This is a genomic window from Actinomyces stomatis (assembly GCF_031292835.1).
Taxonomy (GTDB): Bacteria; Actinomycetota; Actinomycetes; order Actinomycetales; family Actinomycetaceae; genus Actinomyces; species Actinomyces stomatis.
Window position 1 is genome coordinate 27,110 of record NZ_JASPEP010000007.1, and the last position, 16,276, is coordinate 43,385.

Consider the following 16,276-nt stretch of genomic DNA (forward strand, 5'->3'; position numbering starts at 1 on the left):
GATCAGCTCACCCTCACTCTCGGGTCGACGATCGCCACGAAGACATCGGACAGGAGCGCACCGGTGAGGGTGCACAGCCCGGAGAAGGCGACGACGGCCGTCACCCCGTTGATGTCCATGCCGGAGATCGCACTGATGGAGTACTCGCCCATGCCGTGCCAGCCGTAGACCCGCTCGGTGATGGCGGCGCCGGTGAACAGGGTGGCCAGGGCGAATGCGAAGTAGGTGGCCATGGGGATGAGCGCGGTGCGCAGCGCGTGGCGGGTCAGCGCCTTGCGCTTGACGAGGCCCTTGGCGCGGGCGGTGCGCACGTAGTCGGCGCCCAGGGTGTCGAGCATAAGGTTGCGCTGGAAGCGGGAGTAGGAGGCGATGCCGCCCAGCGACATCGACAAGGTGGGAAGCAGCAGGTGCTGGAGACGGCCGAGGGCCCCCTCCCCCTCACCGGTGAACTCGAAGATCTGGTAACCGGAGGTGCGGTTGATCTGGACGGCCAGGACCTGCAGGAGGATCGCGATGACCATGGCGGGGGTGGAGATGATGATCATGGAGATCAGGGAGATCGCGCGGTCGGAGAAGCGGTACTGGCGCGTGGCGGTCCAGGCCCCCAGGGCCACTCCCCCGACCATGCCGATGGCGGCGCCCAGGAACACCAGCCGCACTGAGACGAAGATCTTGGTGCCGATGAGGGTGTTGATGAGCTCACCCTTGGGGGTGCGGCCCCAGTCCCAGTGGAGGACGACGTTGCGCAGCCAGGTGACGTAGCGGTCCCACACGGGCAGGTCGTGGCTGATGTTGTACTTGACGAGGTTGGCGTGAATGGCGTCCCAGTTGAGAGATGGGTCCTGGCGGTTCCACAGGGCCGAGGGATCCAGGGAGGCCGAGGCCAACAGATAGGCCAACGACGTGGCGATGAATAGCAGGACCGCGTAGTTCGCGATCCGGCGCGCCAGGTACGGGAGCATGCGTTCTCCTCCTTCGGACAACCCACCGGTGCAAGGATCACTGGCCCGCAGCAGGCGCACCTGGCGGCGTTGGAGGTGACACCGTGTACGAACAAATGAATGGGGTCACAATACCTGTCGCATGAAACTCGATGGATACATTTCCAGTATTCAGGAAATACCCAAATGGTTAATAGTGGAGGAGAAATAAAACGCGGCGGTGGCCTTGAGTCCACCGCCGCGTCACCAGGGGTCCGCCCCCGATTGAGGTCTCATTCAGACCTCATCATTTCTCATCTCCGTAGAGGTCGATGCCGGCCCCGGGAACGGCCCGGATCAGCTCACGGGTGTAGTCCTGGCGCGGATCGGCGAAGAGCTCGTCGGCCGCCCCGGCCTCCACGATCCGCCCGTGCTCCATGACGACGACGTCGTCGGCGATCTGGCGCACGACGGCCAGGTCGTGGGTGATGAACAGGTAGGTCAGCTCCAGCTCGGCCTGCAGGTCGGACAGCAGGCGCAGGATCTGGGCCTGGACCAGCACGTCCAGGGCGGAGACCGCCTCGTCGAGCACGACGATCTCCGGCTTGAGGGCCAGGGCCCGGGCGATGGCGACGCGCTGGCGCTGCCCCCCGGAGAGCTCGTGGGGGTAGCGGCGCATGACCGAGCGCGGCAGGGAGACCATGTCGAGCAGCTCGGCGACGCGCGCCTCGCGCTCCTTGGCGGTGCCGATCCCGTGGACCCTCAGCGGTTCCTCGACGACGCGGAAGATCGAGTACATCGGGTCCAGGGACCCGTAGGGGTTCTGGAAGACCGGCTGCATGATGCGCCGCACGGCGAAGAGTTCCTTGGGGCCCAGGGTGGACAGGTCCACCCCGTCGTGGAACACCTTGCCGGAGGTGGGGTCGATGAGGTTGAGGATGATGTTGGCGACCGTGGACTTGCCGGAGCCGGACTCTCCCACGAGCGCCGTCGTCGTGCCCTTGCGGATACCGAAGCTGACGTCGTCGACGGCGGTGAGGGTCTTGTCCTTCCCCTTGGCGCCGCGCACCTCGAAGACCTTGGTGAGGTGCTCCACGCGCAGGATCTCCTCGGTGGAGCTCGATCCCAGGCTGGCGCCCAGGAGCTCGTCGTCGGTGACCTGGATGCCGCGGGCGTGGGCGGACTCGATGCGCCGGGAGGCCAGGGAGGGGGCGGCCTTGACCAGACGCTGGGTGTAGGGGTGGCGGGGGTCCTGGAGCACCTCGAGGCTGGGTCCGGACTCGACGACCCGGCCGCGGTGCATGACGACGATGTGCTCGGCCCTCTCGGCGGCCAGCCCCAGGTCGTGGGTGATGAAGAGCATCGCGGTGCCCAGCTCGCGCACGAGGGTCTGGAGGTGGTCGAGGATGCGTCGCTGGACGGTGACGTCCAGGGCGCTGGTGGGCTCATCGGCGATGAGCAGGTCGGGGCGGGCGGCCAGACCGATGGCGATGAGGGCGCGCTGGCGCATCCCGCCGGAGAACTCGTGGGGGTACTGCCTGGCCCGCCGGGAGGCCTCGGGCAGACCGGCCTGCTCCAGCAGAAGGGCCACCTGCTCGTTGACGTCGATGTGCCCGCCGGCCGAAGGTGCCGGCTTCCGGGCCTCGCCGGTGTGTTCGGTGTGCTCGGCCATGAGGTTGGCGAGGCGGTCGTCGGCGACGCCGGCCAGTCCATTGGCCCGCAGCGCCTCCTTGACCTGGAAGCCGATGGACCACACCGGGTTGAGGTTGGACATGGGGTCCTGGGGCACCAGTCCGATGGAGGAGCCGCGCAGGGCGGTGAGCTCCTGGGTGCCCAGGTGGGTGATGTCGCGGCCCTGGAAGCGGATCGTGCCGCCGGTGACCCGACCGGTTCCGGGCAGCAGCCCGATGACGGCATGGGCCAGGGTGGACTTGCCCGAACCGGACTCCCCGACGATGGCCACGGACTGGCCGGGGTAGAGGGTCAGGTTCGCCTTGCGCACGGCCGGCACGAGCCCGGTCGAGGAGCGGAAGGCGACCTCCAGGTCGGTGATCTCCAGGAGGGGGTCGCTCTCGGCGCTCCAAGTGGCCGCGGGGGCGAAGTTCTTGTCGGAGGCGCCTGAGGCGGTGGCGGTGGATGCGTTGGAGGATGTCACTTGCGGGCCTTCGGGTCCAGGGCGTCGCGGACGACGTCGCCGAGCATGATGAAGCCGAGCACGGTCAGGGCCAGTGCGCCGGCGGGGAAGAGCAGGACGCTCGGGTGGCTGTTGAGAGCGTCCTTGGCGGCCGCGATGTCCGCGCCCCAGGAGACGACCGAGGACGGCAGTCCGATGCCCAGGAAGCTCAAGGTGGCCTCCGAGACGATGAAGACGCCGAGCTCGACGGTGGCGGTCACGATGATGGGGGCGGCGGCGTTGGGCATGACGTGGCGCAGCAGCATGGCCATGCGTCCCGAGCCCAGCGCCCGCGAGGCGGTCACGTAGTCCTCGTTCTTGACGCTCATGACCGAGCCTCGCGTGATGCGGGCGATCTGGGGCCAGCCGAACAGGGCCAGGACCAGGATGACGGTGAGGATCGAACGGTCGTTGCGGAACATCTGCATGACGACGATGGCGGCCAGGACGAAGGGCACGGCGAAGAAGATGTCGGTGACGCGCGAGAGCAGCGCGTCGAAGAAGCCGCCGAAGAACCCGGCCAGAGCCCCGACGGCCGAGCCGACGAGGACCACGACGAGGGTGGTGAAGATGCCCACGCTCACCGAGGCACGGGCCCCGTGAACGGTACGGGCGAAGATGTCGCAGCCCTGGATGTCGAATCCGAAGGGGTGGCCCCAGGAGGGCCCCTGGTAGGAGTTGACCAGCGTGCAGTAGCCGGGGTCGCGCGGGGCGAAGAGCCCGGGAACGAGGGAGAAGGCCACGGCCACGGCGATGAGCACCGAGGCCACCCAGAAGATGGGCCGACGGCGCAGCTGCCTCCAGGCGTCGACCCAGACGGAGGCCGGAGCGGACTCATCGGCGACGGCGTCGACGGCCCCCAGGCCGATCTCGTCGTCGGCGATGACGAAGCGCTCCTGGCCCGGGCGGGTGGTGGGGGACGTGTTGTTCTCAGGCATAGCGGATCCTCGGGTCCAGGGCGGCGTAGAGCAGGTCCACCAGGAGGTTGGAGACGATGAAGACGAGCACGAGCACAGTCGTGAAGGACACGACCATGGGTCCGTCGCCGCGGATGATGGCGGAGTAGAGGGTGCCTCCCACGCCCTTGATGTTGAAGATGCCCTCGGTGACGATGGCGCCGCCCATGAGGGCCCCCAGGTCCGCGCCCAAGAAGGTGACGACCGGGACCAGGGAGTTGCGCAGGACGTGGACGATCATGACACGGGCCCCGCTCAGGCCCTTGGCCCGGGCGGTGCGCACGTGGTCGGCGGTGAGGTTCTCGGCCACCTCGGTGCGGGTCAGGCGCAGCACGTAGGCGAAGGAGACGGCGCCCAGTACGACCGCGGGCATGAGGAGCTCGGTGAAGCCGGGGCTCTCACCGGCGGTGACCGGAAGCCACCCCAGGCGGACTCCGACGATGAACTGCAGGACGAAGCCGATGACGAAGGTGGGCACGGCGATGACCACCAGGGAGAGCACCAGGACGGTGGCGTCGAACCAGCCGCCCTTCCTCACCCCGGCGACGAGGCCGAAGCCGATGCCCGCGACGGCCTCGAAGGCCAGGGCCATGAGGGAGAGCTTGATGGTGATCGGGTAGGCCCGCACCAGCACGTCGAGGACGGACTCGGTCCCCCGCAGCGACTGGCCCAGGTCCAGGGTGAACAGCCCCTTGAGGTAGAGCAGGTACTGGACGATGAAGGGCTTGTCGAGGTGGTAGCTGGCCTTGATCTGGTCGATCACCTCGGGGCTGAGCGAGCGCTGGCCCCCGAGAGCGGCGATCGGGTCGCCCGGCAGGGCGAAGACCATGGCGTAGATGAGCAGCGTGGCACCGAAGAACACCGGGACCATCTGCAGCAGCCTGCGTGCGACGTAGCGAAGCATGTCTCCTTCTTCCTCCCGCTCAGAACTTGGAGATGGCCTCGGCCTTGGCCCACAGGCGTCTGGCCTCGTCCGGGTCGTAGGTGAGGACCTCGTTGCCCGGGACATCCGGCGTCCAGCCCACAACGGTGGGAGCGGTGAAGTCCTTGGCGGGCGTGCGGGTGCCGTAGTAGAGCTTGTCGCAGATGAGCTTGCGGTCGATGGCCCGGCAGATGGCGGCGCGGCGGGCGCGCCCTTCCTCGTCCATCTTCCAGTGCTCGTGGGTGACGTCGATGGCGAGTCCCTGGAAGTATGCGGCCGGCTTGTTGATGGCACGCTCGCCCAGCTGCTTCTGGAAGATGGGCAGGAAGGAGTCGGGGACTCCGTCAGTGATGTCGATGGCATCGGCGAGCAAGTCGTTGTAGACCGAGTCCAAGCTCGTGTACAGCTTGAAGGTGATGCCCTTGTTCGCCACGGTTCGCCCGCCGGCGTAGGTGGGATTGGGCTCCAGGACGATCCGGCTGTCGTGGTCCCAGGAGACGAGCCGGTAGGGGCCGTTGCCCACGGGCTTGGCGCCGTATGCCTTGGGGTCCTTGAAGGCGGATTCCGGCATCGGATAGTAGGCGTAGTGCCCCAGGCTGATCTTGAAGTCCGACGCCGGGGCGTTCAGCTCGACCGTGAAGGTGAGGTCGTCCACCTTGGTCAGCCCCGTCAGCTCGGAGTCCTCGTCGTAGGAGAATCCCTTGATCCTCTCGAAGAAGGAGGAGCCGAGCTGGGCGTTGGACAGCAGGGCTCCGAACTTCCAGGCCTTGATGAAGGAGTCGGATGTCACCGGGCTGCCGTCGGAGAAGGTCCAGCCCGGTTTGAGGGTGATCGTGTAATGCTGGTTGTCCTTGGTCTCGATGGAGGAGGCCACCTCGTTGATGACGTTGCCGTCCTTGTCGTAGCGGATCAGGCCGGCGTAGATCAGGTCGAGGATCCGCCCACCGTTGGACTCATTGGTGTTGGTGGGCAGCAAGGAGTTCTGCGGCTCGGAGAGATTGGCCAGGACGACGCCGTCGTTGGCGCTGGAGCGGGCCTCCTCGTATACCGGGATACCGGTCCAGTTGAAGTCGACGTTGGAGGCGTTGCGGGAGTAGCCGCCGATCCCGTTCTGGTACCACAGCGGGATGCCGGGCAGGTCGGCGAAGAGCTGGGACTGGGCCTGGCGGAAGTAACTGTAGGCGGTCTGGGGATCGGTGGCGCCCGCCGCCTGGGCCAGGAGGTCGTCGAAGGCCTTCGAGGAGTACTGGGAGTCGTTCGCGCTGGCACCGGTCTGGAAGGTGGCGTTGAGGAAGTTCTCCAGTGAGGGGTAGTCGGCCGACCAGCCGCTGCGGAAGGCGCCCAGGAGGGTGTGCTTGGTGATGGCCGAGCGCATCTCGGAGAACTGGGCCACCGGTAGGGGCTCCATGGTGATGCCCAGGACGTTGGACACCGAGTGGCACACGGCCTCGGCCCAGGTCTTGTGAGGACCGTCGGAGTTGTAGGCCAGGGTCAGCTTGCCGCTGCCGCTGCCCAGTCCGCCTCCTGTCGAGCTCGATCCGCGCGAGCATCCTGAGACCAGGAGCAGGCCGAAGGCGGCCGCGCCGAGCCCGAAGCCACGGCGCGACACTGTCAGGGCGTTGTTCATGCGACCTCCATGGGGCATGGAACCGACTGGGATTCGTCACTGGATCAGGGGGTTTCCGGCGCACTGAGGGGCTCAGGCGCCGCCCATAGGCGGGGATACTACGTCCACTGAGGAAACAGGACCAACACGTGGAACAGGTGTTAAACCGTGAGAAACTGGCGTGTTCAGGCGGTCCAGGCCTGGGCGAGCAACTCGTAGGAGCGGCGCCGCAGGGCCGGGTCGTGGGCGTAGGTGACCACGAGGATCTCGTCGAGGTCCCACCGGGCGGCCTGCTCACGCAGGCGGGCGGCGACGTCGTCGGCCGTCCCGACGAAGGACAGGGACATGGCCGCCTCGACGGCGCCCTCCCTGCCGGGCGCGTAGGCGCGCCAGGCCTGCGGGTCCTCGCTGGGTGGGTCGAGCGGGCCGGGCCGATTGCCGACGATACGGGCGGCGGCGGCCATGGCGGTGCTGAACAGCAGGCGGGCCTCCTCCTGGCTGGGAGCCACCATGACGTTGACGGCGGCCGCGACCCGCGGAGCACCCGGCGCGCCTTGGCGTCCTTGGGCGTCCTCCGTCCGGGACTCGAGGACGGAGCGGTAGGTGGCGATGGCCGCCTCGGCCTGAACCGGGGCGAAGTGCGAGGCGACGGCGAAGGGCAGTCCGAGCCGGCCGGCCACACGCGCCCCGTTGACGGAGGAGCCGAGCACCCAGACGTTCGGGTGGGTGCCCTCCCCCGGGATGGCCCGCACCCGGGGGCCGTCGGGATCGGGTGTCTGGACGGCGTCGTCGGGAACGCCGGGGGCGCCCAGGAGGAGGGATCCGGGGACCCGTTCCGGTACGGGCTCGTCACCGAGGTAGGTGAGGATCTCGAGGATCTCCTCGGCGAAGCGGCCCGGATCGGAGGCCCCTCGGCGCAGCGCGGCGGCGGTGCGCCGGTCGGTGCCAGGGGCCCGCCCCAGTCCCAGGTCGACCCGGCCCGGGTAGAGGGTGGCCAGGGTCCCGATCTGCTCGGCGACGACGAGCGGGGCGTGGTTGGGCAGCATGATCCCGCCGGAGGCGACGCCCAGACGCTCGGTAGCGGCCAGGACCTGCCCCATGAGGACGATGGTCGCTGAGGAGAGGTAGGTGGCGGAGCCGTGGTGCTCGGCCAACCAGTAGCGCTCGTAGCCGGCGGCGTCGGCGGCTCGAGCGAGGGCGATCATCTCGGTGAGGGCGTCGGTGCGGCTGCATCCGGCGCTGACGGGGACCATGTCCATGACGGACAGGACGGGTACGGCCCGCCTTTCGGGCTGACTCATACGGGCACTCTAACCCTCACCGACCACCTGGAAGCGGGCCTTGAGGCCCGTGTGCCCCGCCGAGCACAGAGCGCGGCGGGGCACACGGAGGGTCGGACTCGTGCCGTTCGGGGATGGTCAGCGAATCCGGCTGCGCACGGGCAGCAGGCCGGTGGCGACCACTGACTTGAGGATGTCCCCCACGATGAAGGGCACCAGGCCCAGGGTCAGGGTAGTGCCCCAGCTGGCGCCGGTGGCGACCTTCAGCCAGATCAGGCCCGGGACGTAGACCGAGGCCGAGGCCAGCAGCATGAGGGCGACGCCAGTGGCGACCCGAGCGGTCGTGGAGCCGGAGTGGCGCGACCACACGGTGGCGGCGCGTCCGGCGATGGCGGCGATGAGGGTGTAGCCGATGACGTAGCCGAAGGTGACGCCCACGCCACCGTTCCAGCCGGCCAGGACCGGGGCGCCGACGGCGGCCAGGACGCCGAGGAGCATCGCGGACAGGGCGCCGCGGCGCGAACCGAGGACGGCGCCGACGCCCAGAGCGGCGAAGGTGCCCATGGAGATCGGCACAGGGGTGAAGGGCAGGGGGATCGCGATCTGACCGATGAGGATCAGGGCGACGGTGCCGGCCAGGATCAGCCCGACCTCACGAACGCGGACAAGAGCGGGGTTGGCGGCGCTGGTAACGGATTCTGAGCGGGCCGCGGAGCCGGCGGCCGGGGTGGAGGGTTTGGTGATCATGGCTCCACCATACGGGGACCGCCGACATGACGAACGACCGGTTCCCACCGAAGAGCCAGACCACGACTTGTAGGTTTCCTACAAGAATTACGCGGGTATCCGCCTTAGAATCCGCGATCACCCGGTGGTTCTCACAGTTCAGGCAGGTGTCCGTCAATCCAGGTGAGGATGTCGCCGGTGACCTGGTCCCGGTTGGTCTCGTTGAGCAGCTCGTGGCGCCCGCCCGGGTAGAGGATGACGGAGACCTCCCGTACGCCGGCGCGGCGATAGAGAGTGGCGGCCCGCTGGACGCCCCGTCCCATGGCACCGACCGGATCCCGGCCCCCGGAGGCCAGGAGCATGGGCAGCCCCGCGGGCACTGCCGCGGCGTGGGCGGCCGTGTTGACGACCTCCTGCCCTGAAATGATGTCGCGGTAGAAGCTCGAGGGGTAGGCGAACCCGCACCAGGGGTCGGCGACGTAGCGGTCGACCTCGTGAACGTCCCGGCTGATCCAGTCGGCCTCGGTGCGGTTGGGGGCGAAGTGCCGCTGGTAGGGACCGAAGGCGAGTGCGTTGAGCAGCCGGGAGGGGCGGCGTGGGCCGCGCAGTCGGGACTCCCCGGCGCAGATCGCTGCGGCGGGGCCGGCCAACGCACCGATTCCTGCACCGGTCCCCAACAGGATGAGGCCGGCCAGCTCGCCGCCGCGGCGGGCGGCCAGGTCGCGGGCCAGGAAGGAGCCCCAGGAGTGGCCCACCAGGAAGACCGGAACATCGGGCCAGGCCCGCCGGGCCGCGTCCAGGACGGTGCCCATGTCGGCCACGACCCTGTCCCACCCGTCCCGCTCGGCGATGAAGCCGAAGCCATCCGGTGCGGCGGTGGCCCCGTGGCCTCGGTGGTCCTCGGCCAGGACCGCGTAGCCCTCCTCCACCGCGGAGGCGGCGAAGCGGGCGTAGCGCGAGGCGTGCTCGGCCATGCCGTGGGCGATGACGATGATGCCCCGGGGGCGGGCGGCGCCGGGGACCTGCGGGTGCGGCGCAGCCATAGGGCGCACCGGGGCGCCGTCCTCGGGAGCGTCGGCCACCAGGAGGGAGCCGTCAATGAGCCACTCGGGGAGCCAGATGTGCACGACCAGACGCGTTCCGTCGTCGGCCGTGAGCCGAGTAAGGCTGGTCTGCATCGAGTCCTCCTCAGGCAGCGTCGTCAATCGACGTCAACGGGGCGTCGGTCGTGCTCGGGTCGGCATCGGTCATCATTGATCGTGTCGACGGCTGACGATCGGCAGTGGAACCGGGTTCGCGGGCTGGGCCCACAGTGTCCCGTCACCCCAGGTAGAAGCCTAGTTGTCCGACGCTGAGCCGGCAGCGTTACCGCCGAGGTGAATCTCCGATGCCCCCAGGACGGGCACACTGCAGAATTGCCACAGACGGCCACTGATGACTGACTGCACCGGAGCATCGCCTACATTCCTGATGGTTTCATGAGTCCCTGTCACCCATATCCCGACAGTTCTCCCCACAAACCCTGCCACCTACTCCGGTCGGGCACCTGGTCTACGGTGGTCGTCATGGCCGTCCACTCCTTCACCCTTGTTCCCGCCGCCTACGTCTACCTCCTGCGCCCCCATCCGGGTGTCTCCGACCGGGACGCCGGCCCGGTGAGCACCGCGCCCCAGGTGCTCCTCCAGCTGCGGCAGGGCACCGGCTACATGGACGGACACTGGGCCTGCGGCGCCTCGGGTCACGTCGAGGCCGCCGAGAGTGTCCTCGAGACGGCTGTGCGTGAGACCGACGAAGAGCTGGGGATCCGCGTCGAGGCGAAGGACCTGACGGCGCTGACGGCGATGCACCGCACCAATGACCTCGGCGGCGCGGCTCTGGAGCAGCGCATCGACCTGTTCTTCACGCTGCGGACCTGGGCGGGCACGCCGAGTGTGCGTGAGCCGGCCAAGAACGCGGGCCTGCGCTGGTTCTCCCTGACCGACCTGCCCGAGGCGGTTCCGCCGCACGAGCGCCACGTCCTGGATCTGCTGGCCGCCTCCCTCGACGGCGGCCGGCCGGTGCCGCCGGTCATCACCTTCGGCTTCGACGAGGGCCAGGACATCGCCCGCTACGGCGTAGCCCTGCCGCACTGAGCTCAGCTCGCCAGGAAGGCCTCGATAGCGGGAAGCTCGCGGCGGGCCTGGGCCAGGCCGGCCTCGAAGGCGGTGACGATGCGGTCGTAGCGCAGCTCACCGTTGGCGATGGGCATGCGCTCGGGCCGGAAGAGGTAGACGCTCCCCTGGCTGCGCAGGTGCTCCAGCTCCTCGACCGTGCGGTTGTAGTTCTCGGGGCGGTCGATGACGGCCTGGACCAGGGCCGGGTAGCGGGCGTAGAGCCGCTGGAGGATCTCGATCTCGTGGCGTCGCATGGGCGGTTTGCGGTAGCCCTCGGGGCGGGTCATGACCACGAGCAGCTTGTCGTAGCCGTCGGCGCGGGCGGCGTCGATGGCGAAGCCGCCGGTGGGTCCGACGGCGCCGTCCACGTAGGGTGCGCCGTCGACCTCGACCATGGGCATGAGCACCGGCATCGACGACGACGCGCGGGCCCGTACCAGCAGGTCCGCCATGGTGGGCATGTCCTCCAAGCCCCAGTAGACCTCCTGGCCGGTGTCGCAGCGGAAGGCGCCCAGGCGCACCGTGGCCGGTGAGGCGGCGAAGGTCTCCCAGTCGAAGGGGATGGACTCGTCGGGCGCGGAGGTGTGCAGGTAGATGTGCTCGGAGTTGAAGTAGCCCTTGCCGGTCACGAAGCTGCCCCAGCCGCCGGCCTTGGGGTCGGTGGTCAGTCCCAGGTAGGCCTCGCGGGTGCGCCAGGTGTCCCGGGAGACGAAGTTGCAGGTGTTGGTGCAGCCCGCGGAGATGCCACCGACCCAGGGGAAGGAGAGCCCGGCCTCCAGCATGACGCGCACGAGGCCGGCCGTGTAGGTCCCGCGCATGCCGCCGCTCTCGAAGACGAGGGCGACGTCGTCGGGGCCGTGGGTGATGGGAGCGGGCCGGTGGTTGGGGTCGGTGACGGGGACGGGCCGTAGAACAGGGCCGGAGACGGGGACGGGCCGTAGAACAGGGCCGGAGACGGGGACGGGCCGTAGAACAGGGCCGGAGACGGGGACGGGCCGTTGAACAGAGTCGGTGACGGGGACGGGACGCGGGCTCACGCCCGGGAGCCTATGGGTTCCATGGCGCCATCGCACGGGTGATTCCCGCCCCATGTCGGCCGAGCGGTCGGGAGAGTAGCGTGGGGCCATGAGCACCTCGAGCGCGCTGCGCATTCTTGAGCCAATGACCATGCGCGGGCTGACTGCCCGCAACCGCTTGTGGCTGCCGCCGATGTGCATGTACTCGGTTGAGGCGCAGGATGGTGTCGTCACCGACTGGCACGTGACCCACTACGCCAGCCGCGCGGTGGGCGGCTTCGGCACGATCGTCGTGGAGGCCACGGCGGTCACCCCGGAGGGACGTCTGTCCCCCAACGACCTGGGGCTGTGGTCCGACGAGCAGGTCGCCGGCCAGCGCCGCCTGGTGGAGGCGATCCACGCCGGTGGGGCCCTGGCCGGCATCCAGATCGGGCACGGCGGCCGCAAGTCGGGGACCCCACCGTGGCGCCCCAAGGTGGAGGGCGCGCGCACCGGCACCCTGGAGGGCTGGGAGCTGCTGGCCCCCAGCGCGGTCCCCTTCCCGGAGCACGCGGTTCCCACCGAGCTGGACGAGGCCGGGATCAGCCGACTGGTGGAGGCCTTCGCAGCGGCCGCGCGGCGCGCCGTCGAGGCCGGGTACGACGTCGTCGAGATCCATGGCGCCCACGGCTACCTCATCCACGAGTTCCGCTCCGCCCTGTCCAACCGGCGTACCGACTTCTACGGCGGGAGCGTTGAGAACCGGCAGCGTTTCCCGCTTGAGGTGGTGCGGGCGGTGCGCGAGGCCATCGGGCCGGACACGGTGCTCGACATCCGGCTGTCGGCCTCGGACTGGGCCGACGGCGGCGTGACCAGTGAGGAGACCGCCGCCTTCAGCCGCGAGCTGGTGGAGGCCGGCGTCGACGTTCTGCACATCTCCAGCGGCGGTAACGTCCCGGCCGCGGTCCCGGTGGGGCCCGGCTACCAGCTGCCGCTGGCCGAGCAGGTCAGGCGGGCCGTGGCCGGCAGCGATATCCCGGTGGTGGGCGTGGGACTTATCGAGGAGGCGGCACAGGCCGAGCAGGCGCTCATCGCCGGGCAGGCTGACGCGATCGCCGTGGGCCGGGCCGCCCTGCGCGATCCCTATCTGCCACTGCGGTGGGCCGCCGACCTGGGGGCGCGTTCCTGGGACGAGGCCCCCTGGCCCATCCAGTACTGGCGCGGCACCTGGCGCTGAGCGGTGACCCGGCTGCCCTGAGCCACCGGCCCTATCCGACGGCGTCGAGGTAGAGCCAGCGGCCGGCGCGGCGGGTGAAGCGGGAGCGCTCGCGCAGGGCGTCGTCCACCACTCCCCCGCGCCCGTCGCCGGTGCGGTAGGTGGCGGTGAACTCCACAATGCCGGTCTCGTCGTCCGCCCCGCCGTCGACGGTCTCGTGGATGGTCAGTCCCGTCCACCGGGTCCCGGGGTGGCAGTAGGGCCCCTCGGGACGGGTGCTCGGGTGCCAGGTGCGGAAGAGGTAGTCCTCGTCGCCGACGACGAAGGCCGTGTAGCGCGAGCGCATGAGGGCCTGGGCCGTGGGCGCTGGGGCGCCGTCGTGGAACGGCTCGCAGCACTGGGCGTAGGTTCCCCCGCTGCCGCAGGGGCAGGGGGCGGCGCCGTGTACGCCCGCGGCGCGGATCGGCGAGTCCGGCTGGGTCCTGCGGCCCGCTTGCTCCCCTGCCATGCTCAGGCTCCCTGCCAGTAGGCGTGCAGGGCCTGGGCGAGCCAGGGGCCGTCCTTGACGCCGCACATCTCGCGGGCCGAGTGCATGCTCAGCAGGGGCACGCCCACGTCGACCGTGGTGACGCCGAGGCGGGTGGCGGTGATGGGGCCGATGGTGGACCCGCAGGGCACGGCGTTGTTGGAGACGAAGTCCTGGCTGGGCACGCCCGCGGCGGCGCAGGCCCGCGCCCAGATCGCGGCCCCCACGGCGTCGGTGGCGTAGCGCTGCTGGGCGTTGATCTTGAGCAGGGGGCCGTGGTTGATGAGCGGCTGGACGGCCGGGTCGTGCAGGTGGGCGTAGGCGGGGTGAACGGAGTGCCCGGCGTCGGCGCTCACGCAGGTCGAGCGCGACAGGAGGGCATCGACGGCGTCGCCCTTGATCCTTAGGGCCGCGGCCAGGCGCCGCAGCAGCGTCTCAAGGAAGGGGCCGCCCGCCCCGGAGCGGGTGTCCGAGCCGACCTCCTCGTGGTCGAAGGCGACCATGATGACGGGTTCGGCCGGCTCGGCCCCGGTGGCCACGAGCGCCTCGAGGGCGACCAGTCCGGCGTGGACGGAGGAGAGGTTGTCCAGGCGGGAGGAGGCCAGGAACTCCCCGTCCCGGCCGAAGCGGGCCGGTGCCTGGGTGGGGTAGGTCAGGACGTCGTGGCCGGCGAGCTCGACCGCGTCGATGCCGGCGACCTCGCACAGGTGGGTCTCAACGGCGTCGGGGGCGGCGTCGGGGCCGGCCAGTGACCACAGGGGCAGCAGGTGGGTCTGGCGGTCCAGGTGAAGGGTGTCGTTGACGCTGCGGTCCAGGTGCGGGGCGATCTGGCAGACACGGGCGATGGGGCCGGTGCGCACGAGGTGGACGGCGCCGTCGCGAGTGGTCAGGCGCCCGGCCAGGCCCAGCTCGCGGTCGAGGAAGGAGGCGAGCAGGGGGCCGCCGTAGACCTCGGCGTTGATGAGCTGCCATCCGGAGCGGACGAGGGCGGCCCCGGGCTTGAGCTTGAGGGCCGGGGAGTCGGTGTGGGCGCCGACGATGCGCAGGCCCGTCCCCGGGGCGAGTGTCTCGGGCAGCACCCAGGCGGCGATGGCGCCGTCGCGGATGACGTAGCCGCGGCGCGGCAGGCCGTCCTCCCAGGAGACGGTCTCGTCGGCGCGGGTGAAGCCGGCCGCCTCCAGGCGGCGGGCTACCTCGGCGGCGGCGTGGTAGGAGCTGGGCGAGGCGGTGACGAAGTCGATGAGCGAGTCGGTGTAGGCGTCGTTGTCGTGCAGGATCGCGCCGGCATCGGTGGCGAGGACGCCGGAACAGAGGTGGGGCGGGGCACTGGCGGGTGTGCTGGCGGCATCAGTCATGGCCCCAGTCTTCCACCCGGTGCGCCGCATGCCCCGACCGACCTCCCGGCCGAAATCCACCGTGGGGTAGGGCAGAATCGGGGCGTGAGCATCTCTCAGCCGGTCATCCCGCCCGCCTCGTCCTCTCCCGTCCGCGCCGTCCTGCTCGATGCCGACGGCGTTCTTCAGCTCATCGGCACCCCGTGGGGCGAGGCGCTGACACAAGGCGGCGGACCCGCCTTCGCCCAGGCCATGATCGATGGTGAGACCGACGCCCTGACAGGCCGGGAGACCCTGACCGAGCTGCTGGAGCGGGTGGTGAAGAACCTGGAGCTGGAGCTGCGCACATCGGACCTGTTGGAGATGTGGCACCGGGCCACACCCGATCCTCTGGCCTGGCAGCTGGTGGGGGATCTGCGCGAGGCGGGCTACACAACAGTCCTGGCCACCAATCAGCAGTGGGAGCGTCGGGCCTGGATGCGCGAGCAGCTGGGCTATGACGGCCTGTGCGACATCGACGGCTACTCCTGCACGCTGGGGGTGGCCAAGCCGGATGCCGCCTACTTCCAGCGGCTGCTGGAGCTCGCAGGGGTGGAGGCGGATCAGGCTCTGTTCGTCGATGACAGCGCCACCAACATCACCGCGGCCCGTAAGGTGGGCTTGCGCACTATCCACCACCCGGCCGACGCCGGCGGCGAGCTCCTGCGCCGCGAGGTCGCCCAGGCCCTGATGCCGGCTAGCTCTGCGTCACAAGGATGAGCCGGCGGGCCACCGTTCCTCCTTTCGGAACTTGCCCAACCGACGAGGGCGGGGAAGACTCGCCCTGACAGGAGCGTTCACAGGGAAGGACACCTCATGGCAGGAACCGCGACGGACGACCGGGCCCCCGGGACCACCACCGCTGAAGCCGCTGCGTCCACCGTCGAGTCCTCCGCCTCCACGGCCCGCCGGGCCCCGGAGGTCTTCCTGCGCCTCATCACGGCGATTCACTCCGTCCTGCCGGGCTTCGTGCGCAGCCGGCTGCCGGTGACCTTCATCGGCTACGCGATCATCAACGGCTCCGCCTTCTTCCTGGACATCACCTGCCTGTGGGTGTTCTACAACCACTTCCACTGGTTCTACCCGGTGGCGGTCACGGTCGGCTACGCCATCGCGGCCGTCTACTCCTTCCTGCTCAACCGGTGGCTGAATTTCCAGGCCCATGGGCACGTCGTCGAGCAGGGGGCGGGCTACATGGCTGGAGTCATCAGCCAGTACGTCATCTTCATCCTGGGCCTGTCCTCGCTGCTGCACTGGTTCGGGGTCAATGCGGAGCTGGCGCGCGTCATCTCGGCCTGCTGCGAGGGCATCTACCTCTACGTGTTCATCCGGCTGTGGGTGTTCCGCGGGGTGCCGGAGCCCGAGCAGGCGCGCAAGTCCGCGGCCTCCTCCGTCGAGGCCTGAGCACCCCGGTCGGAGGCGAGACCGGC

Annotated in this window: 15 protein-coding genes; 4 read left to right on the top strand and 11 right to left on the bottom strand. The window is 69.8% G+C overall.

Annotation, left to right across the window (positions count from 1 at the left end; translation table 11 throughout):
- Positions 1 to 2: 2 nt before the first annotated feature.
- The 8 genes from RIV12_RS05980 to RIV12_RS06015 form a co-directional block, all read right to left on the bottom strand.
- Positions 3 to 962 carry an ABC transporter permease gene (locus tag RIV12_RS05980; RefSeq protein ID WP_309322812.1) on the bottom strand — a complete coding sequence of 320 codons (960 nt, stop codon included), beginning with the start codon at positions 960 to 962 and terminating at the stop codon, positions 3 to 5.
- Between the two features lie 265 nt (positions 963 to 1,227).
- Entirely contained in the window at positions 1,228 to 3,075 is a 1,848-nt protein-coding gene (locus RIV12_RS05985; RefSeq protein WP_309322813.1) for a dipeptide ABC transporter ATP-binding protein, read from the bottom strand.
- A complete protein-coding gene (locus RIV12_RS05990) occupies positions 3,072 to 4,031 on the bottom strand; it encodes an ABC transporter permease (protein WP_075418223.1) in 960 nt (319 codons plus the stop codon). Before RIV12_RS05990 ends, RIV12_RS05985 begins: the two co-directional genes overlap by 4 nt.
- The gene (locus tag RIV12_RS05995; RefSeq protein ID WP_309322814.1) at positions 4,024 to 4,953 is read right to left on the bottom strand and encodes an ABC transporter permease; all 930 of its coding nucleotides are present in this window, start codon (positions 4,951 to 4,953) and stop codon (positions 4,024 to 4,026) included. Before RIV12_RS05995 ends, RIV12_RS05990 begins: the two co-directional genes overlap by 8 nt.
- Before the next feature lie 19 nt (positions 4,954 to 4,972).
- A complete protein-coding gene (locus tag RIV12_RS06000) occupies positions 4,973 to 6,598 on the bottom strand; it encodes an ABC transporter substrate-binding protein (RefSeq protein ID WP_309322815.1) in 1,626 nt (541 codons plus the stop codon).
- A gap of 164 nt (positions 6,599 to 6,762) precedes the next feature.
- Complete coding sequence (locus RIV12_RS06005) at positions 6,763 to 7,878, bottom strand: LLM class flavin-dependent oxidoreductase (protein WP_309322816.1); 1,116 nt, start codon at positions 7,876 to 7,878, stop codon at positions 6,763 to 6,765.
- A 117-nt stretch (positions 7,879 to 7,995) separates the two neighbouring features.
- On the bottom strand, positions 7,996 to 8,604 hold the full coding sequence (locus RIV12_RS06010) for a biotin transporter BioY (RefSeq protein WP_009393990.1): 609 nt from the start codon (positions 8,602 to 8,604) through the stop codon (positions 7,996 to 7,998).
- Positions 8,605 to 8,735: 131 nt separating this feature from the next.
- Positions 8,736 to 9,761: an alpha/beta hydrolase gene (locus tag RIV12_RS06015; RefSeq protein ID WP_309322817.1), complete on the bottom strand. Its 1,026-nt coding sequence runs from the start codon at positions 9,759 to 9,761 to the stop codon at positions 8,736 to 8,738.
- Positions 9,762 to 10,148: 387 nt separating this feature from the next.
- On the opposite strand from RIV12_RS06015, the gene RIV12_RS06020 reads away from it, so the two are divergent.
- A complete protein-coding gene (locus RIV12_RS06020) occupies positions 10,149 to 10,715 on the top strand; it encodes an NUDIX domain-containing protein (protein ID WP_309322818.1) in 567 nt (188 codons plus the stop codon).
- Positions 10,716 to 10,717: 2 nt separating this feature from the next.
- Here RIV12_RS06020 and RIV12_RS06025 read toward each other — a convergent pair whose 3' ends face one another.
- Positions 10,718 to 11,887 (bottom strand): patatin-like phospholipase family protein, encoded by a 1,170-nt coding sequence (locus RIV12_RS06025; RefSeq protein WP_309322819.1) that lies wholly within the window; start codon positions 11,885 to 11,887, stop codon positions 10,718 to 10,720.
- Here RIV12_RS06025 and RIV12_RS06030 point away from each other — a divergent pair.
- Positions 11,862 to 12,968 carry an NADH:flavin oxidoreductase/NADH oxidase gene (locus RIV12_RS06030; protein ID WP_309322820.1) on the top strand — a complete coding sequence of 369 codons (1,107 nt, stop codon included), beginning with the start codon at positions 11,862 to 11,864 and terminating at the stop codon, positions 12,966 to 12,968. The genes RIV12_RS06025 and RIV12_RS06030 overlap by 26 nt on opposite strands.
- A gap of 31 nt (positions 12,969 to 12,999) precedes the next feature.
- On the opposite strand, the gene RIV12_RS06035 is transcribed toward RIV12_RS06030, so the two are convergent.
- Together RIV12_RS06035 and RIV12_RS06040 are read right to left on the bottom strand one after the other, a co-directional pair.
- Positions 13,000 to 13,455 carry a YchJ family protein gene (locus RIV12_RS06035; RefSeq protein WP_309322821.1) on the bottom strand — a complete coding sequence of 152 codons (456 nt, stop codon included), beginning with the start codon at positions 13,453 to 13,455 and terminating at the stop codon, positions 13,000 to 13,002.
- A 2-nt stretch (positions 13,456 to 13,457) separates the two neighbouring features.
- A complete protein-coding gene (locus RIV12_RS06040) occupies positions 13,458 to 14,828 on the bottom strand; it encodes a M18 family aminopeptidase (RefSeq protein WP_309322822.1) in 1,371 nt (456 codons plus the stop codon).
- Between the two features lie 84 nt (positions 14,829 to 14,912).
- Here RIV12_RS06040 and RIV12_RS06045 point away from each other — a divergent pair, with 84 nt between their 5' ends.
- Together RIV12_RS06045 and RIV12_RS06050 are read left to right on the top strand one after the other, a co-directional pair.
- Entirely contained in the window at positions 14,913 to 15,566 is a 654-nt protein-coding gene (locus RIV12_RS06045; protein ID WP_309322823.1) for an HAD-IA family hydrolase, read from the top strand.
- Between the two features lie 96 nt (positions 15,567 to 15,662).
- The gene (locus RIV12_RS06050; protein WP_309322824.1) at positions 15,663 to 16,250 is read left to right on the top strand and encodes a GtrA family protein; all 588 of its coding nucleotides are present in this window, start codon (positions 15,663 to 15,665) and stop codon (positions 16,248 to 16,250) included.
- Positions 16,251 to 16,276: the final 26 nt, after the last annotated feature.

Excerpts from the sequence above, each read along its gene's own strand:
- RIV12_RS06050 (WP_309322824.1), top strand. The coding sequence starts at position 15,663 with ATGGCAGGAACCGCGACGGACGACCGGGCCCCCGGGACCACCACCGCT.
- RIV12_RS06020 (WP_309322818.1), top strand. The coding sequence starts at position 10,149 with ATGGCCGTCCACTCCTTCACCCTTGTTCCCGCCGCCTACGTCTACCTC.
- RIV12_RS06010 (WP_009393990.1), bottom strand. The coding sequence starts at position 8,604 with ATGATCACCAAACCCTCCACCCCGGCCGCCGGCTCCGCGGCCCGCTCA.
- RIV12_RS05990 (WP_075418223.1), bottom strand. The coding sequence starts at position 4,031 with ATGCCTGAGAACAACACGTCCCCCACCACCCGCCCGGGCCAGGAGCGC.
- RIV12_RS06035 (WP_309322821.1), bottom strand. The coding sequence starts at position 13,455 with ATGGCAGGGGAGCAAGCGGGCCGCAGGACCCAGCCGGACTCGCCGATC.
- RIV12_RS06005 (WP_309322816.1), bottom strand. The coding sequence starts at position 7,878 with ATGAGTCAGCCCGAAAGGCGGGCCGTACCCGTCCTGTCCGTCATGGAC.
- RIV12_RS06025 (WP_309322819.1), bottom strand. The coding sequence starts at position 11,887 with ATGCGCAGCGCGCTCGAGGTGCTCATGGCCCCACGCTACTCTCCCGAC.
- RIV12_RS06030 (WP_309322820.1), top strand. The coding sequence starts at position 11,862 with ATGAGCACCTCGAGCGCGCTGCGCATTCTTGAGCCAATGACCATGCGC.
- RIV12_RS06015 (WP_309322817.1), bottom strand. The coding sequence starts at position 9,761 with ATGCAGACCAGCCTTACTCGGCTCACGGCCGACGACGGAACGCGTCTG.
- RIV12_RS06000 (WP_309322815.1), bottom strand. The coding sequence starts at position 6,598 with ATGAACAACGCCCTGACAGTGTCGCGCCGTGGCTTCGGGCTCGGCGCG.
- RIV12_RS05980 (WP_309322812.1), bottom strand. The coding sequence starts at position 962 with ATGCTCCCGTACCTGGCGCGCCGGATCGCGAACTACGCGGTCCTGCTA.
- RIV12_RS05995 (WP_309322814.1), bottom strand. The coding sequence starts at position 4,953 with ATGCTTCGCTACGTCGCACGCAGGCTGCTGCAGATGGTCCCGGTGTTC.
- RIV12_RS06040 (WP_309322822.1), bottom strand. The coding sequence starts at position 14,828 with ATGACTGATGCCGCCAGCACACCCGCCAGTGCCCCGCCCCACCTCTGT.